17 protein-coding genes and 2 tRNA genes are annotated in these 22,610 nt (G+C 67.7%); 3 read left to right on the top strand and 16 right to left on the bottom strand.

Going from position 1 to position 22,610, the window contains the following annotated elements; all coding sequences use genetic code 11:
- Positions 1-91 precede the first annotated feature (91 nt).
- The 10 genes from rodA to DBP14_RS36195 form a co-directional block, all read right to left on the bottom strand.
- Positions 92-1,291: a rod shape-determining protein RodA gene (rodA, locus tag DBP14_RS24005; RefSeq protein ID WP_129309196.1), complete on the bottom strand. Its 1,200-nt coding sequence runs from the start codon at positions 1,289-1,291 to the stop codon at positions 92-94.
- Entirely contained in the window at positions 1,288-3,546 is a 2,259-nt protein-coding gene (gene mrdA / locus DBP14_RS24000; protein WP_129309195.1) for a penicillin-binding protein 2, read from the bottom strand. Before mrdA ends, rodA begins: the two co-directional genes overlap by 4 nt.
- A 196-nt stretch (positions 3,547-3,742) precedes the next feature.
- Positions 3,743-4,420 (bottom strand): rod shape-determining protein MreD, encoded by a 678-nt coding sequence (gene mreD / locus DBP14_RS23995; protein WP_129309194.1) that lies wholly within the window; start codon positions 4,418-4,420, stop codon positions 3,743-3,745.
- 13 nt (positions 4,421-4,433) lie between these two features.
- Positions 4,434-5,381, bottom strand: coding sequence for a rod shape-determining protein MreC (gene mreC / locus DBP14_RS23990; protein ID WP_129309193.1), 948 nt, complete (start codon positions 5,379-5,381; stop codon positions 4,434-4,436).
- Between the two features lie 168 nt (positions 5,382-5,549).
- Positions 5,550-6,569, bottom strand: coding sequence for a rod shape-determining protein (locus DBP14_RS23985; protein ID WP_031158632.1), 1,020 nt, complete (start codon positions 6,567-6,569; stop codon positions 5,550-5,552).
- Between the two features lie 211 nt (positions 6,570-6,780).
- Positions 6,781-7,194, bottom strand: coding sequence for a nucleoside-diphosphate kinase (gene ndk, locus DBP14_RS23980; RefSeq protein WP_129309192.1), 414 nt, complete (start codon positions 7,192-7,194; stop codon positions 6,781-6,783).
- A gap of 62 nt (positions 7,195-7,256) precedes the next feature.
- The gene (locus tag DBP14_RS23975; RefSeq protein WP_129309191.1) at positions 7,257-7,619 is read right to left on the bottom strand and encodes a DUF4233 domain-containing protein; all 363 of its coding nucleotides are present in this window, start codon (positions 7,617-7,619) and stop codon (positions 7,257-7,259) included.
- Between the two features lie 7 nt (positions 7,620-7,626).
- Complete coding sequence (locus DBP14_RS23970; protein ID WP_129312062.1) at positions 7,627-9,084, bottom strand: folylpolyglutamate synthase/dihydrofolate synthase family protein; 1,458 nt, start codon at positions 9,082-9,084, stop codon at positions 7,627-7,629.
- A 426-nt stretch (positions 9,085-9,510) separates the two neighbouring features.
- Positions 9,511-12,162 (bottom strand): valine--tRNA ligase, encoded by a 2,652-nt coding sequence (locus tag DBP14_RS23965; RefSeq protein WP_129309190.1) that lies wholly within the window; start codon positions 12,160-12,162, stop codon positions 9,511-9,513.
- Positions 12,163-12,295: 133 nt separating this feature from the next.
- Positions 12,296-13,630, bottom strand: coding sequence for an RNA-guided endonuclease TnpB family protein (locus DBP14_RS36195; protein WP_164992394.1), 1,335 nt, complete (start codon positions 13,628-13,630; stop codon positions 12,296-12,298).
- A gap of 789 nt (positions 13,631-14,419) precedes the next feature.
- On the opposite strand from DBP14_RS36195, the gene DBP14_RS23950 reads away from it, so the two are divergent.
- Together DBP14_RS23950 and DBP14_RS23945 are read left to right on the top strand one after the other, a co-directional pair.
- Positions 14,420-15,361, top strand: a complete 942-nt coding sequence (locus DBP14_RS23950) for a hypothetical protein (RefSeq protein ID WP_129309188.1) — start codon at positions 14,420-14,422, stop codon at positions 15,359-15,361.
- Positions 15,362-15,592: 231 nt separating this feature from the next.
- Entirely contained in the window at positions 15,593-16,423 is an 831-nt protein-coding gene (locus tag DBP14_RS23945) for a hypothetical protein (protein ID WP_129309187.1), read from the top strand.
- 424 nt (positions 16,424-16,847) lie between these two features.
- On the opposite strand, the gene clpX is transcribed toward DBP14_RS23945, so the two are convergent.
- The 5 genes from clpX to DBP14_RS23920 all read right to left on the bottom strand — a co-directional run bounded on the left by clpX (position 16,848) and on the right by DBP14_RS23920 (position 21,657).
- Positions 16,848-18,134, bottom strand: coding sequence for an ATP-dependent Clp protease ATP-binding subunit ClpX (gene clpX / locus DBP14_RS23940; RefSeq protein WP_129309186.1), 1,287 nt, complete (start codon positions 18,132-18,134; stop codon positions 16,848-16,850).
- Between the two features lie 167 nt (positions 18,135-18,301).
- A complete protein-coding gene (locus DBP14_RS23935) occupies positions 18,302-18,967 on the bottom strand; it encodes an ATP-dependent Clp protease proteolytic subunit (RefSeq protein ID WP_129312061.1) in 666 nt (221 codons plus the stop codon).
- A gap of 70 nt (positions 18,968-19,037) precedes the next feature.
- Complete coding sequence (locus DBP14_RS23930) at positions 19,038-19,643, bottom strand: ATP-dependent Clp protease proteolytic subunit (protein WP_129312060.1); 606 nt, start codon at positions 19,641-19,643, stop codon at positions 19,038-19,040.
- A 372-nt stretch (positions 19,644-20,015) separates the two neighbouring features.
- Entirely contained in the window at positions 20,016-21,389 is a 1,374-nt protein-coding gene (gene tig, locus DBP14_RS23925; protein ID WP_129309185.1) for a trigger factor, read from the bottom strand.
- A 191-nt stretch (positions 21,390-21,580) separates the two neighbouring features.
- Positions 21,581-21,657, bottom strand: a tRNA-Pro gene (locus tag DBP14_RS23920).
- Positions 21,658-21,821: 164 nt separating this feature from the next.
- On the opposite strand from DBP14_RS23920, the gene DBP14_RS23915 reads away from it, so the two are divergent.
- Positions 21,822-21,895, top strand: a tRNA-Gly gene (locus tag DBP14_RS23915).
- Positions 21,896-22,045: 150 nt separating this feature from the next.
- On the opposite strand, the gene DBP14_RS23910 is transcribed toward DBP14_RS23915, so the two are convergent.
- The gene (locus tag DBP14_RS23910) at positions 22,046-22,240 is read right to left on the bottom strand and encodes a hypothetical protein (protein ID WP_129309184.1); all 195 of its coding nucleotides are present in this window, start codon (positions 22,238-22,240) and stop codon (positions 22,046-22,048) included.
- Positions 22,241-22,610 lie beyond the last annotated feature (370 nt).

Raw genomic sequence — 22,610 nt, 5'->3', positions numbered from 1 at the left:
GGTCGCGCAGTTCCCCGCGCCCCTTTGGGGGCGCCTCCGGTGACGTCCGCTCCAAAGGCACCCGTACGCCAGCCCCGCCACCGCAAGAGACTTACGCCGACATGGGTCTCTGGACCTTGATCGACTGCAACAGGCCGACCGCTACCCATACCGCGAACATCGAGGAGCCTCCGTAGGAGACGAAGGGTAGGGGGAGGCCGGTGACCGGCATGATGCCGAGGGTCATGCCGACGTTCTCGAAGGCCTGGAAGGCGAACCAGGCGACGATGCCGGCGGCGACGATCGTGCCGTACAGCTCGGTCGAGTCGCGGGCGATGCGGCAGGCGCGCCAGAGGACGATGCCGAGGAGGAGGATTATCAGGCCGGCACCGAGGAAGCCGAGTTCCTCTCCCGCGACCGTGAAGACGAAGTCGGTCTGCTGTTCGGGGACGAACTGGCCGGTGGTCTGCGAGCCGTGGAAGAGGCCGGCTCCGGTGAGGCCGCCGGAGCCGATGGCGATGCGGGCCTGGTTGGTGTTGTAGCCGACGCCGGCCGGGTCGAGGTCGGGGTTGGCGAAGGCCGCGAAGCGGTTGATCTGGTACTCGTCGAGGATGTGCAGCTGCCAGACGGCGATGGCGCCGAGCGCTCCGGCGCCGATGAGGCCGAAGACCCAGCGGTTGGAGGCGCCGGAGGCGAGCAGCACGCCCAGGATGATGATCACCATGACCATGACCGAGCCGAGGTCGGGCATGAGCAGCACGATCAGGATCGGTACGGCGGCGAGTCCGAGGGACTGCAGCACGGTGCGGTGGTCGGGGAACTTCTTGTCGCCGGCGTCGACGCGGGTGGCGAGCAGCATCGCCATGCCCAGGATGATCGTGATCTTCACGAACTCGGAGGGCTGGAGCGAGAATCCGCCGCCGAGGACGATCCAGGAGTGGGCGCCGTTGACGGTGGAGCCGAGCGGGGTGAGCACCAGCAGGATGCCGAAGACGGACAAGCCGTAGAGGATCGGCACGGCGTTGCGCAGGGCGCGGTGGCCGATCCAGACGGTGCCGACCATCAGGGCGAGGCCGATGCCGGTGTTCATCAGGTGCCGGATCAGGAAGTAGTACTGGTCGCCCTGGTTGATCTCGGTGCGGTTGCGGGTCGCCGAGTAGACCAGGAGGGAGCCCAGCAGGGACAGCGCCAGCGCCGCGAGCAGCATGGGCCAGTCGAGGCGGCGGGTCAGCGAGTCGCGGGCGAAGACCCGGGTCCAGCCGGCCCGCTCGGGGCCGTACCCGGAGACGGAGAAGCTGTTGGTGCCGGTCATGGCTGCGTCCTCCGGCTTCCCCTCCGGCGCGGCCTTCTGCGTGGTCGCCTGCGGGTGTTGCTGGTACTGGTGGGCGACGGCGAGGTGGCCGGCTGCTGGTCCTGGCTATTGGTGGCGTTGTTCTTCTGGGCGTTCTCGACGTCCTTCGCGGGGTCGCCCTTGACCTTGGGCGAGGCGATGGTGCCGTCGGTGCGGACCTTCGGCAGGCCCTGCTGCGGGTGGGGCAGGAGGGCGGCCTTGTTGTCGATGGAGCCGTCGGCCTGGACGCCGTAGAGCGCGCTGTAGATGTTGCGGACGGCCTCACCGGAGGCTCCGGAACCCGTACCGGCCTGGGCGATCGTCATGATCACCGTGTAGTCCTTGGAGTACGTGGCGAGCCAGGAGGTGGTCTGCTTGCCGTAGACCTCGGCGGTACCGGTCTTGGCGTGCAGCGGGATCTTGTCCTGGGGCCAGCCGCCGAACTTCCAGGCGGCGGTACCGCGGGTGATGACGCCGGCGAAGGCCTCGTTCATGCCCTTGAGGGTGGCCTGGCTGACGGGCAGCCTGCCGCTCTTCGTGGGCTTGATCGGGGTGACGGTCTTGCCGTCGGGGCTGATGATCGCCTTGCCGATGGTCGGCTGGTACATGGTGCCGCCGTTGGCGACGGCGCCGTACATCACGGCCTCCTGGATCGGCGTGAGCAGGGTGTCGCCCTGGCCGATGGAGTAGTTGATCTCGTCGCCCTCACGCATCTTGTTGCCTTCGCGGCAGTTCTCCCAGGCGATCTTCTCGACGTAGGTGCCGTCCTTCTTGCCGTACTTGCACCAGGCGTCCTTGTTGGCCTCCCAGTAGTCCTGCTTCCACTTGCGGTCGGGGATGCGGCCGGTGACCTCGTTGGGCAGGTCGACGCCGGTCTTGGCGCCGAGGCCGAACTCGTGGGCGGTCTTGAAGAACCAGTCCTTCGGCTCGCCCTTCTTGGGGTTGATGCCGCCGTCCCGCTTCCACTCCTTGTCGGCGAGGCCGTAGAAGACGGTGTCGCAGGAGACCTCCAGGGCGCGGCCCAGGGAGATCGGGCCGAAGCTCTCGCCCTCGAAGTTCTTGAAGACCTGGCTGCCCACCGAGTACGAGCTGGTGCACGGATATCCGCCGTCCCAGGGGTAGCCGGCCTGGACGGCGGCGGCCGTGGACACCACCTTGAAGGTGGAGCCGGGTGCGGCCTGACCCTGTATGGCCCTGTTGAGGAGCGGGTAGTCGGAGTCCTTGCCGGTGAGCTTCTTGTAGTCCTTGGCGGAGATGCCGCCCACCCACACGTTCGGGTCGTAGGTGGGGGCGGAGGCCATGGCGACGATCCGGCCGGTCTTGGCCTCCATCACGACGACGGCGCCGGAGTCCGCCTTGTAGTTCTCGCCGGTGATGCTGTCGTACTGGGTGCGGGCGGCCTTCATCGCCTTGTCCAGTTCGTACTCGGCGACGCGCTGCACGCGGGAGTCGATGCTGGTGACCAGGTTGGAACCAGGGACCGGGGTGTCCGACTTGGCCTTGCCGATGACCCGGCCGAGGTTGTCCACCTCGTAGCGGGTGACGCCGGCCTTGCCGCGCAGGGCCTTGTCGTACTGCCGCTCCAGGCCGTTGCGGCCGACCATGTCGGAGCGCAGGTACGGCGAGTCGGTGTCCTCGGACTTCTTCAGCTCCTCGTCGGTGACCGGGGAGACGTAGCCGAGGACCTGGGCGGTGTTGGACTTGCCGGGGCCGGGGTAGCGGCGCACGGCCTCGGGCTCGGCGGTGATGCCGGGGAAGTCCTCGGAGCGCTCGCGGATCTGCAGGGCCTGCTTGGGGGTGGCCTCGTCGGTGACCGGGATCGGCTGGTAGGGCGAGCCGTTCCAGCAGGGCTGGGGGGTCTTGGCGTCGCACAGCCGGACCTTCTGCATGACCTCCTGCGGGTCCATGCCGAGGACGCCGGCCAGCTTGGTCAGGACGGCCTTGCCGTCGTCCTTCTGCTTGAGCAGGTCGGTGCGGGAGGCGGAGACGACCAGTCTGGTCTCGTTGTCGGCGAGGGGCACGCCGCGGGCGTCCAGGATGGAGCCGCGCACCGCGGGCTGGACGACCTGCTGGACGTGGTTGCCGGAGGCCTCCTTCTGGTACTGGGCGCCCTCCCGGATCTGCAGGTACCACAGGCGGCCGCCGAGGGTGCCGAGCAGGGAGAGGACGAGGATCTGGATGACGACGAGCCGGGTCTGGACCCGTGGGGTCCGGCCGGTCTCGGGAATGTTCGTCACTGCGGCTGCCTCCCCCTCTCAGGCTGCGGGCGTGTGGGTGTGTGCGTGCGGTGCGGGTGTGCCTGCGGATGTGCCCACTGATGTGCGTACGCATGATGAACGATCAGCCTGTGAACGCTCGTTCCGCCCCGGCTTACCCGTTCGAGTGAACTCGGCACGGCCGATTCGGGGATCGCGGCGTCGGACTCGACCGTGCTCACAGCCGCTTGACCCCCTTGATGCGGCCCACCCGCGCGGAACGGGTACGGGCCTTGGCCTTGAGGGCGCCGAGGCCGCCGCGCTGGCTGCCGATGCGCAGGCCGGTGCCGGACGAGAGCCAGCCGGAGGAGATGTCGCCGGACTTGCCGGTGGACGCGGTCTCGGTGAGCGGGTCGTTGTCGGAGCGCCGGGCCAGCCACATGACGCCCGGCACCACGAAGGGCGCGAGCAGCAGGTCGTAGAGGGCGGCGGAGAACAGCAGCCCGGTCAGGCCGACATGGCGGGCGGCGGTGTCGCCGACGAGGGCGCCGACACCGGCGTACAGCAGGGTGGAGCCGACCGCGGCGGCGACCACGACGGCCATGGGGCCGGTCGCGGACTTCAGGCGGCCGTTCTCCGGTCTGATCAGGCCGGCCGCGTAGCCGATGACGCACAGCACGAGCGCGTACCTGCCGGCGGCGTGGTCGGCGGGCGGGGCGAGGTCGGCGAGGAGGCCGGCGCCGAAGCCGACGAGGGCGCCGCCGACGTGGCCGTAGACCATGGCCAGGCCGAGGACGGTGAGGAGCAGCAGGTCGGGGACGGCGCCCGGCAGGTGGAGCCGGGCGAGGGCGCTCACCTGGATCACCAGCGCGACGACGACGAGCGCGGTGGAGAGCAGGATCCGGTTGACACGCATGGGAAGTCAGCTCCTACTGCTGCTCTTGCTGCTGCTGGCCGTCGGAGGCGTTCGCCGAAGGGGTGACCGTGACGGTCACCGTCGGCCGGGGCGTGGGTTTCGGTTTGGCCGGCAGGACCTCGTCCCGCGGGTCCTTCTTGGGGGCCTGGACGACGACGCCGACGATGTCGAGCTTGGTGAAGCCGACGTACGGCGTGACGTAGACGGTGCGGGTCAGGCCGCCGCCGGACGGGTCGACGCGGGAGACGACGCCGACGGGGACGCCGGGCACGAAGGGCCGGTCGGCCTCGGAGCCGAAGGTGACGAGCCGGTCGCCCTTCTTCACCTCGGCCTTGCCGTTGAGCAGTTCCACGCGCAGCGGGCGATCGCCCTGGCCGGAGGCGAAGCCGAGTTCGTCGCTGCCCTCCATGCGGGTGCCGACGGTGAAGTCGGGGTCGTTGGCGAGCAGGACGGTCGCGCTGTCCGGGCCGACGGTGGTGACGCGGCCGACCAGACCGTCGCCGTTGAGCACGGTCATGTCCCGTTTGATGCCGTCGTTCGCGCCGGCGTCGATGGTGATGGTCCAGGAGAAGCCCTGGGCCGCGCCGATGGCGATGACCTGGGCGCCCTTGATGCCGTACTGGCCCTCGCCGGCGATCTTCAGCATCTTGTCGAGCTGCTTCAGACGGCTGCGGTTGCGGTCGTCGCTGCCGAGTTTGGCCTTGAGGGCCGCGTTCTCCTTCTCCAGCGCGGCGAGCCGGTCGTGGCGGCTGCCGGAGTCACGGATGGCGGAGACGGCGTTGCCGACGGGGTCGACCACCGAGGACATCCCGTTCTCCACGGGGCCGAACACGGCGGCCGCGGCCTGCCGGGCACCGTCGACCGGGGAGTTCCGGCCCCCTCTGATGTCCACCGTGATCAGTGCGAACGCGATGGCGATCAGCAGGACCAGGAGCAGCCGGCTCTCTTTCGTGTCCCTCACGTGCGGCGGCCGTGCCCTTCCTCAAGTAGGAATTCCTCGGACCCCCTCGCGGTGCGCGAACGAAGAAACGCAAACCCAAGGGGCCCATTTGTGGGAGCTTATGCCTCTATATCAACGATCCGCCGCACGAGTGGAGATCATCTCGTACGGCGGAATCGAAGAGTTACGTCATCTGCGCGGCTGGGCGTCCAGGACCTGCTGGAGCGCCTCGAACTCCTCGACGCATTTGCCGGAGCCGAGCGCCACGCTGTCCAGCGGGTCCTCGGCGATGTGGATCGGCATACCGGTCTCCCGGCGCAGCCGCTCGTCGAGGCCGCGCAGCAGGGCGCCGCCGCCGGTCAGCACGATGCCCCGGTCCATGATGTCGCCCGACAGCTCCGGCGGGCACTTGTCGAGGGTCGTCTTGACCGCGTCGACGATCGCGTTGACCGGCTCCTCGATCGCCTTGCGGACCTCGGCGGCCGAGATGACCACGGTCTTCGGCAGACCGGAGACCAGGTCCCGGCCACGGACTTCGGTGTGTTCGTCGGCGTCGAGGTCGTACGCCGAACCGATCGTGATCTTGATCTGTTCGGCCGTGCGCTCACCCAGCAGGAGGCTGTACTCCTTCTTGATGTACTGGATGATCGCGTTGTCCAGCTCGTCGCCCGCCACGCGGATGGACTGGGCGGTGACGATGCCGCCGAGCGAGATGACGGCGACCTCCGTGGTGCCGCCGCCGATGTCCACCACCATGTTGCCCGTGGCCTCGTGGACCGGCAGGCCGGAGCCGATGGCGGCGGCCATGGGCTCCTCGATGATGTGCACCTGGCGGGCGCCTGCCTGGGAGGACGCCTCGATGACGGCGCGGCGCTCGACGCCCGTGATGCCCGAGGGCACGCAGACGACGACCCGCGGCCGGGCGAGATACCGCCGCTTGTGGATCTTCAGGATGAAGTAGCGGAGCATCCGCTCGGTGATCTCGAAGTCGGCGATCACGCCGTCCTTCAGCGGACGCACGGCGACGATGTTGCCCGGCGTGCGGCCGATCATCTTCTTCGCTTCGGCACCGACCGCGAGGATGCCACCGGTGTTGGTGTTGATCGCGACGACGGACGGTTCGTTGAGTACGATCCCGCGACCCCTGACGTACACCAGCGTGTTGGCGGTCCCGAGGTCGACAGCCATGTCACGGCCGATGAACGACATTGAGTTCCCCATCAGGATTCGTCTGGCCTTCCCCGGTAGCTTTTGAGGGCGTTTCAGGTACGGCGAAGTGGGTGCTGTGACGTGAAGGCTTCCATGGTAGACGCGCTTTCACGAACACTGCGGGAGGGTCTCCGCCATTGTCAGCAGATGATGTGTCCCCGCGCTTGTGGAGACGGGCGTTCGGGGGCGCTCGTTCCCTCGATCGTCGCTGTTACGCGCGACCCGGGAAGAAGATCTTGACCTCGCGCTCGGCGGACTCCTCGGAGTCGGAGGCGTGGATCAGGTTCTCGCGGACGATGACGCCGTAGTCGCCCCGGATGGAGCCGGGCGCGGCGGCGATCGGGTCGGTGGGGCCGGCCAGGGCGCGCAGCCCCTCGACGACCCGCTCACCCTCGACGATCATGGCCACGACCGGGCCGGAGGCCATGAACTCCACGAGCGGCTCGTAGAACGGCTTGCCCTTGTGCTCACCGTAGTGCTGCTCCAGCGTGTCCTGGTCCAGGGTGCGCAGTTCCAGCGCGGTGATCTGCCAGCCGGCCTTGCGCTCGATGCGGCTGATGATCTCGCCGGTCAGGCCGCGACGGACGGCGTCGGGCTTGAGGAGGACGAGGGTGCGCTGGCTCACGGGGTGACTCCTTACGACTGACGTGCGGTGGGACGAGGTTACAAGGTCACGGGCCCCGATTGTCACGCAGCGTCAGCGGAAGCGGAGGAGGATTCCGCGGCCGCCGCGAATCTCGCCTTCGCCTCGTCCACCTTCCTCCCGAAGTGCACCGATGCCCACCACAGCGCCGCGAAGACCACGCCCATGAAATACATCGTCGGGACGAAGACGCCGGACGCGATCAGGGCGAGCTGCAGCGCCCAGCCGAGGGCGACGCCGCCCGGCCGGGTCACCATGCCGCACAGCAGCACGCACAGCACCATCGCGATGCCGCTGACCAGCCACACCGTCGACGTGGACAGGTCGGGGTCCTTCATGGCGACGAGGCCGGCGAACCCGATGATGAAGAACTCGCCGATCAGGGTCGACGCGCAGAGCGTACGCATGTCGTTCTCAGCCCTTTCCGAGCAGCAGCCGGGCCTCGCCGACCGTGATGACGGAGCCGGTGACCAGCACGCCGCCACCGGTGAACTCGCCCTCCTCCTCGGCCAGCGTGATCGCGGCCTCCAGGGCGTCGGGCAGCCGCGGCTCGACCTGGACCCGCTCCTCGCCGAACACCTCGACGGCGATCGCGGCCAGCTCGTCCGCGTCCATGGCGCGGTGGCTGGAGTTCTGGGTGACGACGACCTCCGTGAAGAGCGGTTCGAAGGCCTCCAGCAGCCCCCGCACGTTCTTGTCGCCGCTCGCGCCGACCACCCCGATCAGCCGGCTGAAGTCGAACGCCTCCCGTACGGCCTCGGCCGCCGCCTCGGCGCCGGCCGGGTTGTGCGCGGCGTCCAGCACGACGGTCGGGGAGCGCCGTACGACCTCCAGGCGACCCGGCGAGGACACGGACGCGAACGCCTTGCGGACCGTGTCGACGGCGAGCGGCTCGGCGCGCTGCGCGCCCACCCCGAAGAACGCCTCCACGGCGGCGAGGGCGACGGCCGCGTTGTGCGCCTGGTGGGCGCCGTGCAGCGGGAGGTACACCTCGTGGTACTCGCCGCCCAGGCCGCGCAGGGTGAGCATCTGCCCGCCGACGGCGACCTGCCGGGCCACCACCCCGAACTCCAGCCCCTCCCGGGCGACCGTGGCGTCCACCTCGACGGCCTTCTTCAGCAGCACCTGCGCCGCGTCCACCGGCTGCTGCGCCATGATCACCGTGGCGTCCTGCTTGATGATGCCGGACTTCTCGCCGGCGATCTCCCCGGTGGTCCCGCCGAGCCGGTCGGTGTGGTCCAGGCCGATGGGCGTGATGACGGCTACGTCACCGTCGATGACGTTCGTCGCGTCCCAGGAGCCGCCCATGCCGACCTCGACGACGGCCACGTCGACGGGCGCGTCCGCGAACGCGGCGTACGCCATGCCGGTCAGCACCTCGAAGAACGACAGCCGGTACTCCTGCTGCGCGTCGACCATCTCGACGTACGGCCTGATGTCCTGGTACGTCTCGACGAACCGCTCGGCGGAGACCGGCGCGCCGTCCAGGCTGATCCGCTCGGTGATCGACTGCACGTGCGGGCTGGTGTACCGGCCGGTGCGCAGCTCGAAGGCGCCGAGCAGGGCCTCGATCATGCGGGCGGTGGAGGTCTTGCCGTTCGTCCCGGTGATGTGGATCGAGGGGTACGACCGCTGCGGCTCGCCCAGTACGTCCATCAGCGCGGCGATGCGGCTGACGGAGGGCTCCAGCTTGGTCTCGCCCCAGCGGCCGGCCAGCTCCGCCTCGACCTCGCGCAGCGCCCTGTCGACCTCGGGGTCCTCGGGGCGGGCCGGCACATCGGCCTGCGGCGCGCCGCCCTGGGTACGGAGGGTGCGGCTGCCGGCCTCGATGACGGCGAGGTCGGGGTCGCGGGTGGTCTCCGCCTCGACGATCTCGTCGAAAGGGTCGACTCCGTCGGGGCGGTCGACTCCGTCGGGGCCGTCGAAGGGGCCGGGCTGGTCGGTACCGGGGGTGTCACTCACGGGGCCAGTCTACGGACGTGCGGTGACAAAGGTGGGGGTGCCTTTGGGTGGGGGTGCCTTGGGTGGTGGGTGAGTGCGGGTGCGTGGTGGCTGGTCGCGCCCACGCGGCGGAGCCGCATATCGACACAGCCCCGCGCCCCTTAGTGGGTGCAGTCCCGTCGGCTGGTACGGCGCCCTGCGTTGACGCGGTTCCTTCGTAGCCGCGGGCATGCGTGCCGCTTGGGGCGGCACGGGTGGGCGCGGGGGAGACTTTTGAGCGGGGGCGCCTGGTCCGGCGCCCGGGTGCGCGTAGGCCCCCGGGGCCTTGAGGGCTCCGGGGGCCTGTGGGGCGTGCCGCTACGCCGGCGGCAGCTTGGCCAGCTGGGCGGTGATGCGGGCGATGTCCTCCTCGGCCTTGGCCAGGCGCGTGCGGATCTTGTCCACCACGTTCTCCGGGGCCTTCGCCAGGAACGCCTCGTTGCCCAGCTTGCCCGTGGCCTGGGCCTTCTCCTTCTCGGCGGCAGCCAGGTCCTTCGCGAGCCGCTTGCGCTCGGCGGCCACGTCGATCGTGCCGGACAGGTCCAGCGCGACCTCGGCACCGGAGACCGGCAGGGTCGCCGTCGCCGTGAAGGAGTCACCCTCCGGCTGGAGGCGCAGCAGCTGGCGGATGGCCGCCTCGTGCGGCGACAGCGCCGTACCGTCCAGCTTCAGGCGGGCCGGCACCCGCTGCCCCGGCTGCAGCCCCTGGTCGGCGCGGAACCGGCGGACCTCGGTGATGACGGACTGGAGCGTGGAGATCTCCTGCTCGGCCGCCGCGTCCCGGAAGCCGCCCGGTGCGTCAGCACCAGGAACGGACACAGCCTTCGGCCACTCGGCGACGACGACGGACTCGCCGCCGGTGAGGGTGGTCCACAGGGTGTCGGTCACGAACGGGACGACCGGGTGCAGCAGCTTGAGCGTCACGTCCAGGACCTCGCCGAGGACGCGCTGCGAGACCTTCGCCGGCTCGCCGCCCGCCTGGAACACAGTCTTCGACAGTTCGACGTACCAGTCGAAGACCTCGTCCCACGCGAAGTGGTAGAGGGCGTCGGACAGTTTGGCGAACTGGAAGTCCTCGTAGAACCCGTCGACTTCGGCGACCGTCTTGTTGAGCCGGGAGAGGATCCACCGGTCGGTGGCCGACATCTGCTCCGGGGCGGGCAGCGGGCCCTCGACCGTCGCGCCGTTCATCAGCGCGAAACGCGTCGCGTTCCAGATCTTGTTGGCGAAGTTGCGGGACGCCTGGACCCAGTCCTCGCCGATCGGCACGTCCGTGCCGGGGTTGGCGCCGCGGGCCAGGGTGAAGCGGACGGCGTCGGAGCCGTAGCGGTCCATCCAGGTCAGGGGGTCGACGGCGTTCGGGTTGGACTTCGACATCTTCTTGCCGAACTCGTCCCGGACCAGGCCGGTGAGCGCGATGGTGTGGAAGGGCACCTTGCCGTCCATCGCGTACAGGCCGAACATCATCATTCGGGCGACCCAGAAGAAGATGATGTCGTGGCCGGTGAGCAGGACGTCGGTCGGGTAGAACTTCCGCAGGTCCTCGGTCTGCTCGGGCCAGCCGAGCGTGGAGAACGGCCACAGGCCGGAGGAGAACCAGGTGTCGAGGACGTCGGAGTCCTGGGTCCAGCCCTCTCCGGTCGGCGGCTCGTCGTCGGGGCCGACGCAGACGACCTCGCCGTCGGGGCCGTACCAGATCGGGATGCGGTGGCCCCACCACAGCTGGCGCGAGATGCACCAGTCGTGCATGTTGTCGACCCAGTCGAAGTAGCGCTTCGACAGGTCCGCGGGGTGGATCTGCACCCGGCCGTCGCGAACGGCGTCGCCGGCGGCCTGGGCGAGCGGGCCGACCTTGACCCACCACTGCATCGACAGGCGCGGCTCGACCGTGGTCTTGCAGCGGGAGCAGTGCCCCACGGAGTGCATGTACGGGCGCTTCTCGGCGACGATGCGGCCCTGTTCCTTGAGCGCGCCGACGACGGCCGAGCGGGCCTCGAAGCGGTCCAGGCCGAGGAAGGGGCCGTGGACCGTGATGACGCCGTGCTCGTCCATGATCGTGAGGGCGGGCAGGTCGTGGCGCTGGCCGATGGCGAAGTCGTTCGGGTCGTGAGCCGGGGTGACCTTGACGGCGCCCGTGCCGAACTCGGGGTCGACGTGCTCGTCGGCGACGACCGGGATGGTCCGGTCGGTCAGCGGCAGCTTGATGCGCCTGCCGACGAGGTGCCGGTAGCGCTCGTCCTCGGGGTGGACCGCGACGGCCGTGTCACCGAGCATCGTCTCGGCGCGAGTGGTGGCGACGACCAGGGAGTCCTCGCCCTCGCCGTACCGGATGGAGACCAGTTCGCCCGCGTCCTCCTGGTACTCCACCTCGATGTCCGAGATGGCCGTCAGGCAGCGGGGGCACCAGTTGATGATGCGCTCGGCGCGGTAGATCAGCTCGTCGTCGTAGAGCTTCTTGAAGATGGTGAGGACGGCCTTGGACAGGCCCTCGTCCATGGTGAACCGCTCGCGGTCCCAGTCGACGCCGTCGCCGAGGCGCCGCATCTGGCCGAGGATCTTGCCGCCGTACTCCTCCTTCCACCGCCAGACGCGCTCGACGAACTCCTCGCGGCCCAGGTCGTGGCGGGACTTGCCCTCCTCGGCGAGCTGCTGCTCGACCTTGTTCTGGGTGGCGATGCCGGCGTGGTCCATGCCCGGCAGCCACAGCGCCTCGTAACCCTGCATGCGCTTGCGGCGGGTGAGGGCGTCCATGAGGGTGTGCTGGAAGGCGTGGCCCAGGTGGAGCGAGCCGGTGACGTTGGGCGGCGGGATGACGATGGTGTACGCCGGCTTGTCACTCTTGGCATCGGCGGCGAAGTAGCCCCGCTCTACCCAGCGCTCGTACAGCGGCCCCTCTACGTCGGCCGGCGCGTACTGGGTCGGCAGTTCGGTGTCGGGCGCGGGTGGCTGCTGCGATGCGTTCTCGGTCACGGGGTCAGTTTAGAGGTGTCATGGAAGGGTCCCGAAACGCGTTTGTTCTTTGGCATCCTCCCGGCAGTGACCTGCAGGGATTCCTTGTAGCCCTCGATATCCGAGCATGGCCGAGCCACAGCGGACGAGGGGTTCAGGGGTTCACGCGTGCGCCCCGTATACCCGTACGGGGCATGGCAGGCCGGGCTCGGCCTGTCGATGCGTGCTGTGCACCGCAGTGCCCTGCGGCAGAAGTCTTGCCCATCCGATCGGGGCAGGCCCGAGTGAGGATGACGACGGAGGCGTTGTGGTCCGCGTCATCCGTGTGCCCGCATCCTGTGCAGACGAAAGTATCCCGGTTGATCCGCGATGCGGGGTTCCAGAGATTGCAGGCACCGCAGGTCTGCGACGTCCTGGCCGGTGGCACTAGAACCAGTTCGGATCCGTAGGCCGGGCACTTATAGGCAAGCTGTCGTCGCCGCTCACCTGGAGAATTGTCGAGAATCGCCCGGTTCAGGCCGGCCTTCTGAGAGACCTGTGCGCCGGGCTCGCACTGCGTGCCCCTGGCGCTGCGCGTCATCTGCTTCACACGAAGATCCTCAATGGCGACCAAGCCGTGGCTCTTGGCCAGGTCCGTGGTGAGCTTGTGCGTGAAGTCCAGTCGGCGGCGGGCTTGCCGCGCCTTCAGCTCCGCGATGGCACGGAGCGTGCGTCGCAGTCGGTTGCTGTACTTGCCCCTTCGGTGCCTCTTGGCTTCCCGGATCTGCCTTTCTCTGCGCCGTTCCAGCCCCACTAGCCTCCGCTGCTCGCCTTTGGTCAGCGACTCCGCCATGAGCCGAGGCTCTGTTTCATCCGAGAGAAACGCCGCCTGCTTCACACCGAAATCAACGCCCACAGCCGGCTGCTTGTTCGGCAGCATTGCGACCGTTCCACTATGGACGCCGAAACTGATGTACCAACGTCCAGTCGCATCCCTTCGGATCACCGCGTTCTTGATACGACCGCCAAGGGGGCGGGTGAGCCGGAACTTGACCTCTCCAAGCTTCGGGACGCGCACAGAAGCCCATTTACGGTTCAGCTTGGTCACGCGGACAGCCTGTCCGGGGAAGGGGATCGCCAAGCGCGACGTGCGCTTCTTGAAGCGAGGAAATGCTGCTGGATGCTCCGGGTTCCAGAAGTTCTGATACGCCTGGTCCAGATGCCTGAGTACCTGTTGGGGTACCTGGGAGGGAAGGGCAGCAATCCAGCCGAGGTCGTGACGAGCCTGAGTCAGGTAGCGGCACTGTTCATCAGCGCGCAGGGTCTTGCGCCGCTGCTCGTAGACGTAGAGCCGTTGTTCCAGAGCAACGTTCCATACGGCGCGACAGGTATGCCCCCAGTTACCGAGCTTCTCGGCCTGTTGTGGCGTGGGATGCAGACGGTACTTGCGACCGGCATTAGCCGGAGCCTTGACCTGCCCACCTGGACGCCCGACCTTCTTCCCCGTCATCCGCACCCGCAACCCGCCCAACTGGCCTCACTTTTGGTCTCCGACGCACCCACGGTACGACAGACAGGTTGAACTTGTCTGTCGTACCGTGAAATCCATGACAGACGATCGACTCACACCCGCAGAGGCCGCAGCGAGGCTCGGCATATCGCGGGAAGCCGTGTACGTCCTCAACTCGAGGAAGGGAAACGGGTTTCCGGAGCCCGTCCACGTCGGCCGGACTCCCATGTGGACGCCAGTACAGTTGGACACCTGGAGAGCGGCCCACCCCTCGAAGGGAACCGCAGGGAAGCGCCGCTCGGACCTCGGCACGCCGCAGGGAGGTCCGCCTCCCCAGTCGCACAACCTCCGCACTTTCATGGCGTTCACGACGAGGCTCCACCAGCCGATCCTTACATCCGACATGCATGATCTCGCCGAGGGTGCTATGTGCTCAGTCGCGCAAGAACTCCACCTGGAGATCGAAGAGTTCATTGGGGGCCCCGATCTTGTCCAGGTCACCGTGACATACCCGGTCCATGTGTCCGTCGCAAACCTGGCCAGACGACTTAGAGGAGCATCTAGTCGTGCGATACGACAGTCACACGGCATCAGAGGATATATCTGGGCAAATCAGTACTATGCAGCGTCCGTCAACTCGCAGTAACCAACCGGGCCAAGTCGGCTTGTCTGACATCTGGAACAGCCTGTCAATAACTAGGCATCAATCCCCCCCCCCGGACGCCCCGCCCTCGCTCCCCTTCCGTCAAGATGTTCGGAACACATGAGCAACTGGAGGGGAACCCAGTAATGAGCTACAACCAGCCGGGCCCGTACGGCGGGCAGCAGCCCCAGCAACCCGGACCGTACGGCCAGCCCGGCCCCTACGGCCAGCAGCCGCCGCAGACCCCACAGCCCGGCTATGGCTACCCTCAGCAGGCCCCGTCGCCTCAGTCCGGATACGGCTACCCTGGCCAGGCCTCGCAGGGCGTCCCGCAGCAGCCCAACCCGTACGGACAGCAGCAGCCTTACGGTCAAGGCCCATACGGTCAGCAACCCTATGTGTCCTCGCAGCCGCCCATGTCGAGCGGCGGCGGTGGTAAGAAGACGGGCCTGATCATCGGTGCCGTGGCCGTCGTGGTGGCGATCGGTGTGGGCGTGGCCTTCGCGATGGGCAGGAGTGGCAGCACCAGCGGGGGTATCACGGACGACGGCGCGCACAAACTGGTGGCGAAGGCGACCGTTCTCAGCGGAGAGTATAAGAAGAGCGGTAACGGCGAGACCGACACAATGACCGAGGACGACGTCAAGGACGCGGAGTCCTGGGGGGTCAAGAGCCCCAAGGACGTCAGCGCCGCCTACACGTCGGGATCAGGCCTTACGGCGAAGAACCTTATGTTCGCCGGTGTGTACGGCACGATCGACGACCCGGAAAAGGCTGTCGACGCAATGTTCGCCAAGTCGAAGGAGAGCTCCGCGAAGGACTCCCCCTCCGATGGCAAGCTGGTGGGAAGCCCGCAGGAGGTCAAGCCGCCAGGCTTCTCAAACGGCATCATGAAGTGCCAGTACGTGGAGTCCACATCATCCGGCAAGACCACAAAGATGCCGTTCTGCATCTGGGGCGACCACAGCACGCTCGTGTATGTGATCTCGTACGACGTCGCGTCCGTCGCCGTTGGCAAGGCCGCTTCGCTCGACGACGCCGCCGCCCTGGCCGCCAAGCTCCGCAACGACGTGCGTGTCACGGCGTAGCCTGCGTTCTGCGAGTGGCCGCCCGGCCCTTCGCTGGGCGGCCACTTCTCGTTCCGTTCAGCGCCTTCGGTAGATTTGCCTCAAGCCTCCTAGCAGGCCCGCCGCTTGACGGGGGCTCAGCCGCACAGCTCCGTGCCTCTGATCTTGCTCAAGTCCCTGGGCAAGCACCGGGAGCAGGCTTAGGTTCATCCCTGGCACGCCACACCCACTGACCACGGGAGAACCTTCAACATGCGTACGTCTATACGCACTCTGGCTGGGATATCACTGGCCACCTTCGCCGTCGTAGGGCTGACCACAGGAGCATCAGCCAGCGCCGATCAGCAGAACAACAAGCGGGGGATTCATCAGCACGAGACCCGCCAGCAGGCCTATGAGAGGCAGCTCCGCGCCGGCCAGCCCACGCCTGTCACTCCCCAGGAGGCACGCACCTACGACGAGACCAAGACTTTCCTCGCCGCCGCCCGTAATAATGGAGAGTCGGCCAAGAAGATCAACGACCTGCTGACATCCGGCTACTGGGCCGGATATCCCGTCAGCGAGACTGTCACCAAGATGGCCGTCACTCCCTCCGCCACGTCTGTCACTCAGACCACGACGACCACCATCGTCGACTCCGCCTACAGCAAGCCGGCCGCCCCGGAGACCAGGACCGCCGTCATCCCCGCCGCTGCCAGCAAAACCTACTGCTGGAACCCCGGCGCCACGTACAGCCTCCGCGCGGCTGACGGTAGACGGTATGCGTACTTCCAGGAGTCAGAACACTTCTGCACGCGAGGCAGCAGTATCGTCAGCCACGACGGGTCACCCACCATGCACCACAAGGTGTACGACTGGGCCGGCCTGCTCGGTTGGTCCTGGGAGGGCCTGGACCGCAGCGGTTCCAAGGGACCAGAATTCTACACATATCACAAGAACAAGCACGGCGGCCTGCAGACCTGGCGCAGGGGCGACTTCAAGTACGACCCGACTCACCTCGACATCGGATCCCTTCACCGCTATCCCTGGATCCACATCTACGGCCACGGTGACGGCAGCGACATCGTCACTTGGGGTAGGTAAGAATGGGTCACCAGCAGAGTAGGCCACGTTATGGTCGGCGCTCACTGCTGCTCTCCTGGTCACGAACGCTCATTCTGTAGCTGCCCGGCCCCGTTGTACGGCAGCAGCTCAGTGGCCCGCGTCTTCTCAGATCATCTGCATGTTCCCGATACAGGCAGTTTCCAGTAGTTGTCGCAACATATGAGGGCACGCTGGCAGCGACTGATACAAGCAAAGGCTCGGCTAGGTTTTCCCGGCCGAGCCTTTGCCATGAACGGCGGCCCTTTACAAGCCCGCCCCAAGGGTCAGCATCCCGTCATTGCGGGGCCTTTTAGGATCGACGCCCCCTGGGATTCCTTTCGCTACCAAGCAGGAGAGGTACAGCGACAAGCATCGGGCAGTCACCCGCAGGCGAGTCGAATATCCGGACGCTCCCATGCCCTGTCTACGCCGTCTTCTGCTCCCCAGTCCCCCGCCCCCGGGCGTCGCGGGGGATCAGGGTGGGGTTGACGTTGGAGTGGACGACGTCGGCTGTGATGACGACTCGGGCGACGTCCTTGCGGGACGGGACCTCGTACATGACCGACATCAGGACCTCTTCCATGATGGCGCGCAGGCCGCGGGCGCCGGTCTGGCGGAGGATGGCCTGGTCGGCGATGGCTTCGAGGGCCTCGCGTTCGAAGTCCAGTTCCACGCCGTCGAGTTCGAAGAGGCGCTGGTACTGCTTGACCAGGGCGTTGCGGGGCTCGACGAGGATCTGGAGGAGCGCTTCGCGGTCGAGGTTGTGGACCGAGGTGATCACCGGGAGGCGGCCGATGAACTCGGGGATCATGCCGAACTTGACCAGGTCCTCCGGCATGACGTCCTCGAAGACGTCCTTGTCCTCCCGCTCGCGCTTGGACAGGATCGTCGCGCCGAAGCCGATGCCCTTGGCGCCCGCGCGGGCTTCAATGATCTTCTCCAGGCCGGCGAAGGCACCGCCCACGATGAACAGCACGTTCGTCGTGTCGATCTGGATGAACTCCTGGTGCGGGTGCTTGCGGCCGCCCTGGGGCGGGACCGAGGCCGTGGTGCCTTCGAGGATCTTGAGGAGCGCCTGCTGGACGCCCTCGCCGCTGACGTCCCTCGTGATCGACGGGTTTTCGCTCTTCCGGGCGACCTTGTCGATCTCGTCGATGTAGATGATCCCGGTCTCGGCCTTCTTGACGTCGTAGTCCGCGGCCTGGATCAGTTTGAGGAGGATGTTCTCGACGTCCTCGCCCACATAGCCCGCCTCGGTCAGCGCCGTGGCGTCCGCGATCGCGAACGGGACGTTCAGCATGCGGGCCAGGGTCTGGGCGAGGAGGGTCTTGCCGGAGCCCGTGGGGCCGAGCAAGAGGATGTTGGACTTGGCCAGTTCGATGGCGTCCTCGCGGCCCTGCGCGCCGCCGTTCTCGCCGGCCTGGACCCGCTTGTAGTGGTTGTACACCGCGACGGAGAGCGCCTTCTTGGCCGCTTCCTGGCCGACCACGTAGCCCTCGAGGAACTCGTAGATCTCGCGGGGCTTGGGCAGCTCCTCCCAGCGGACCTCGCTGGTCTCGGCCAGCTCCTCCTCGATGATCTCGTTGCAGAGGTCGATGCACTCGTCGCAGATGTACACACCGGGCCCTGCGATGAGCTTCTTGACCTGCTTCTGGCTCTTGCCGCAGAACGAGCACTTGAGCAGATCGCCGCCGTCACCGATGCGTGCCACGGTGTGCTTCCCCTTCGCCTGGGAGACGCCTGGACACGGGTTCCAGCGGCTCCTGGTGCTGCCTTATGTCCGACGGTACCTTGCCGGGCCCGGTGTTCGGGCCCCCCTTGGCACGGTTCACTGTGATGTGGGCCGTGCCAAGGGCGCGGAGACTACGGCTTCCCGCGTCAGCGGACCGCCTCGTTGTTCAGCTTGCGGGTGGAGATGATCTGGTCGACGAGGCCGTACTGCAGCGCCTCCTCGGCCGTGAGGATCTTGTCGCGCTCGATGTCCTCGCGGACCTTCTCGATCGGCTGGCTGGAGTGCTTGGCGAGCATGTCCTCCAGCTGCTGGCGCATCCGGGTGAACTCGTTGGCGATGATCTCCAGGTCGGAGAGCTGCCCCCGGCCGGTGGAACCCGCCGGCTGGTGGATCAGCACGCGCGAGTTCGGCAGCGCCATGCGCTTGCCCGGCGTACCCGCGGCGAGCAGGATGGCCGCGGCGGAGGCCGCCTGGCCCATGCACACCGTCTGGATGTCGGGCTTCACGAACTGCATCGTGTCGTAGATCGCCGTCAGGGCGGTCATGTCGCCGCCCGGGCTGTTGATGTAGATCGAGATGTCCCGGTCGGGGTCCATCGACTCCAGGCACAGCAGCTGCGCCATGACGTCGTTGGCGGAGGCGTCGTCGATCTGGACGCCCAGGAAGATCACGCGCTCCTCGAAGAGCTTCGCGTACGGGTCGTACTCGCGGACGCCCTGGGAGGTGCGCTCGACGAAGCGCGGGATGACGTAGCGGCTCTCGGGGCGAGGCCCTTCGTACATGCCGCTGGCGGCGCCGGGGAAGTTGCTCATGAGGGTGTTCACCGTCCTGGTGGCGTTCTGGGGGCTGGGGTCGTGGCGGTGCGTGGCGTGGCCGGGCCGGTCAGGCACCGGTGCCGCCGCCTCCCGGAATGCCCGAGGCGTGCGTGATGATCTCGTCGATGAGACCGTAGTTCTTGGCCTCTTCGGGGGTGAACCAGCGGTCCCGGTCGGCGTCGCGGAGGATCGTCTCCTCCGTCTGGCCGGAGTGCAGCGCCGTCAGCTCGGTCATGGTCTTCTTGGTGCGCAGCAGGTACTGGGCCTGGATCTTGATGTCCGAGACCGTACCGCCCAGGCCCGCGGAGCCCTGGTGCATCATGATGTCGGTGTGCGGGAGGGCGAAGCGCTTGCCGGCCGTACCACCGGTGAGCAGGAACTGCCCCATCGAGGCGGCCATGCCCATGCCGATCGTGACCACGTCGTTCGGGATGTACTGCATGGTGTCGTAGATCGCCATGCCGGCCGTCACCGAGCCGCCGGGGCTGTTGATGTAGAGGTAGATGTCCTTGGCCGGGTCGGCGGCGAGGAGCAGCAGCTGAGCGGTGATCTTGTTGGCGATGTCGTCGTCGACCTGCTGGCCGAGGAAGATGATCCGCTCGCCCAGCAGCCGGTTGTAGACCTGGTCGCCGAGGCCGCCACCGATGGAAGGCTCGCCGGCGGCGGAGGGCATCAGATTCGTCACGTATCCACCTGCTCGCTCTTGCGACGGCGTGGAGCCGTCTCACGTGTTCCCTACGGGGTCTGGTGCGGGGGCTTCAGGAGACTCCCCTGCCCCCGTACTCATGGACCCTAACGCGCGGGTCCCTTCGGGGAATCCCGGAGAAGGGGGTGTTCGCCGGGGGCGTAGCGGTGTGCGGGTGCGGCGAGGGGGCTGCGGTGCGTGTTCGGGTGCGGGCGCGTTGTGGTTGCTCGCGCCCACGCGGCGGAGCCGCAGATCGACACAGTCCCGCGCCCCTTTGGGTTGGTGGGGCGGGCCGGAGACGCACGACGGGCCCCGGGGTCGTCCCCGGGGCCCGTCTCAGGCATTCAGCGTCGCCGGGGCTCAGGCCTCGGTCGGCTCGTCCGTGGTGGCCTCGGCCTCTACGGCCTCGGTCTCCTCGTCCTCGTCGTCGTCGAGGTCGATGACCTCGCCGTTGGTGTCCTTGACCGTGGCCTTCTCGACCACGACGGCCAGGGCCTTGCCGCGGGCGACCTCGCCGACCAGGAGCGGAACCTGGCCGCCCTCGACGACGGCCTGGGCGAACTGGTCGGGGGACATGCCGGAGGAGGCGGCGCGCCGCATGAGGTGCTCGGTGAGCTCCTCCTGGTTGACGTTGAGCTTCTCCGTCTTGACCAGCTCGTCGAGGACGAACTGGGTCTTGATGCCCTTGACCGCGGCCTCGCGGGTCTCGGTGTCGAACTCCTCGGCGGTCTTGCCCTGGATCTCCAGGTACTTGTCGAGGGTGAGGCCCATCTGGCCGAGCTGGTGGTGCTCCAGGTTGTGCTTGCGGGTGTTGATCTCGTCCTCGAGCAGCTTCTCGGGGACGGGGACCTCGACCAGCTCCAGGAGCTTCTCCAGGACGCGCTCCTGCGCCTGGGTGGCCTGGTCGTACTGCTTCATGTCGGCCAGGCGCTTGCGGCTGTCGGCCTTCAGCTCGTCCAGGGTGTCGAACTCGGAGGCGAGCTGCGCGAACTCGTCGTCCAGCTCGGGCAGTTCGCGGGCGGCGACCTGGGTGACCTTGACGGTGACCTCGGCCTCCCTGCCCGCGGCGGAGCCGCCCTTCAGCTCGGAGGTGAAGGTCGCCTCGCCGTCGGCGGACAGGCCCTTGACGGCGTCGTCGATGCCGTCGAGCAGCTCGCCGGAGCCGATGGTGTAGGAGACGCCGCTGGCGATGCCGTCCTCCAGCACCTCGCCGTCGACCTTGGCCTCCAGGTCGATGGTGACGACGTCGCCGTCCTCGGCGGCACGCTCGACCGGGGAGGTGGAGGCGAAGCGCTCACGGAGCTGCTCGACCGACTTCTCGACGTCCTCGTCGGTGACCTCGACGGCGTCGACCTCGACCTCGATGCCCGAGTAGTCCGGGATCTCCAGGGCGGGGCGGACGTCGACCTCGGCGGTGAAGTTCAGCGTCTCGCCGTCCTTCAGCTCGGTGATGTCGACCTCGGGCTGGCCCAGGGGGTTCAGCTCGGCCTCGTTGACCGCCTCGGTGTAGAACTTCGGGAGCGCGTCGTTGACGGCCTCCTCCAGCACCGCACCGCGGCCGAACCGCTGGTCGATGACGCGGGCCGGGATCTTGCCCTTGCGGAAGCCCTTCACCGTGACCTGCTGGTTGATCTTCTTGTACGCCGCGTCGAGGCTGTCCTTGAGCTCCTCGAAGGGCACCTCGACAGTGAGCCGAACCCGGGTCGGGTTCAGGGTCTCCACGGCGCTCTTCACGGTTCGGTCTCCTTGTGGCTGACTTCTCGGGTTCTGCCGGGGCCTGACAGGTCCGGCGGATTTAGCCGCCCGGAGGAGTTCGTAGGCCATGGGGCCGAGGACACACGGGCGCGCAGCTTGCATAGTAACCGCAGCCGCTCAGCGCCCCAAAAGGCGATCATCGCGGTGGGGCGTCACGGCGAGTGAGCCGGTGGTCGGGGTGGCGGGATTTGAACCCACGGCCTTCCGCTCCCAAAGCGGACGCGCTACCAAGCTGCGCCACACCCCGTCTGGTGCGACACGTAGGGTACATGGCCCGGACCGCCGCGTCGGCAGCTTTACCGGCGCCCCGCACGCGATACGCCGACACCGCCCGAACGCGTTGGCCTCCGCGGTGCGCGACCCGCTACGATGCACTCCAGTGCCGCGGTCACCGACCTGCGGCGCCGTGCTGCGGGCGTAGCTCAATGGTAGAGCCCTAGTCTTCCAAACTAGCTACGCGGGTTCGATTCCCGTCGCCCGCTCCAGACGACTCAGGGCCCGGCCGGAGGATCACCCCTCCGGCCTGGCCCTGATCGCGTCCCAGGGCCCGGATCAGCCCGGCCGAGCCGGTCGTGTCCCCCACGTGCCACGCGCCGGAGCGGGCGCTGCGGTCGGGGCGCCCGTCTCGGCGCCGGTCAGAAGTTGATCTGGTTGATCGTGTCCGCTATCGAGTTCAGGAAGCGGTTGATCGACGGGGCCATGCCCGTGGAGGCGAGGAAGAAGCCGAACAGGACGGCGACGATGGCCGGGCCGGGCTTGATGCTGCCGCCCCTCAGCAGCACGACGAGGATGATCGCCAAAAGCAGCACCACGGACAGTGAAATGGCCACAACAGATCACACCTTTGGTCGGTCCCTCTCCCGGCCCAGGGGCACGACCCCGCGCACCCCCGCCAGGACCATCGTGCCACCAACCGGGCCCCGGTATGCGGCTCGTGACACAACGTTGGCCAGGAGTCCTCGCCCGTCACGGCGTCGCACGGAAATTCGACCGGGCGTCCGGGCGTGAGATCAGGGGAAATTGAAGGCGTTGGTTTCCATGCCCACACATCTTGTGCACAGGCAATTCGAATTACCGAAGCGAGGGGTGCAAATCACCCTAACTGTCCGGATTAATTGGTACATCTGTGACGAATTGACGACCCTGACGCGTACTCATCTCACAGGCAAGTTCCCTCAAGAACGGGGTATCAGGAGGCGA

Source organism: Streptomyces sp. L2 (assembly GCF_004124325.1).
Taxonomy (GTDB): domain Bacteria; phylum Actinomycetota; class Actinomycetes; order Streptomycetales; family Streptomycetaceae; genus Streptomyces.
This window is presented reverse-complemented; position numbering and strand designations above follow the sequence as displayed.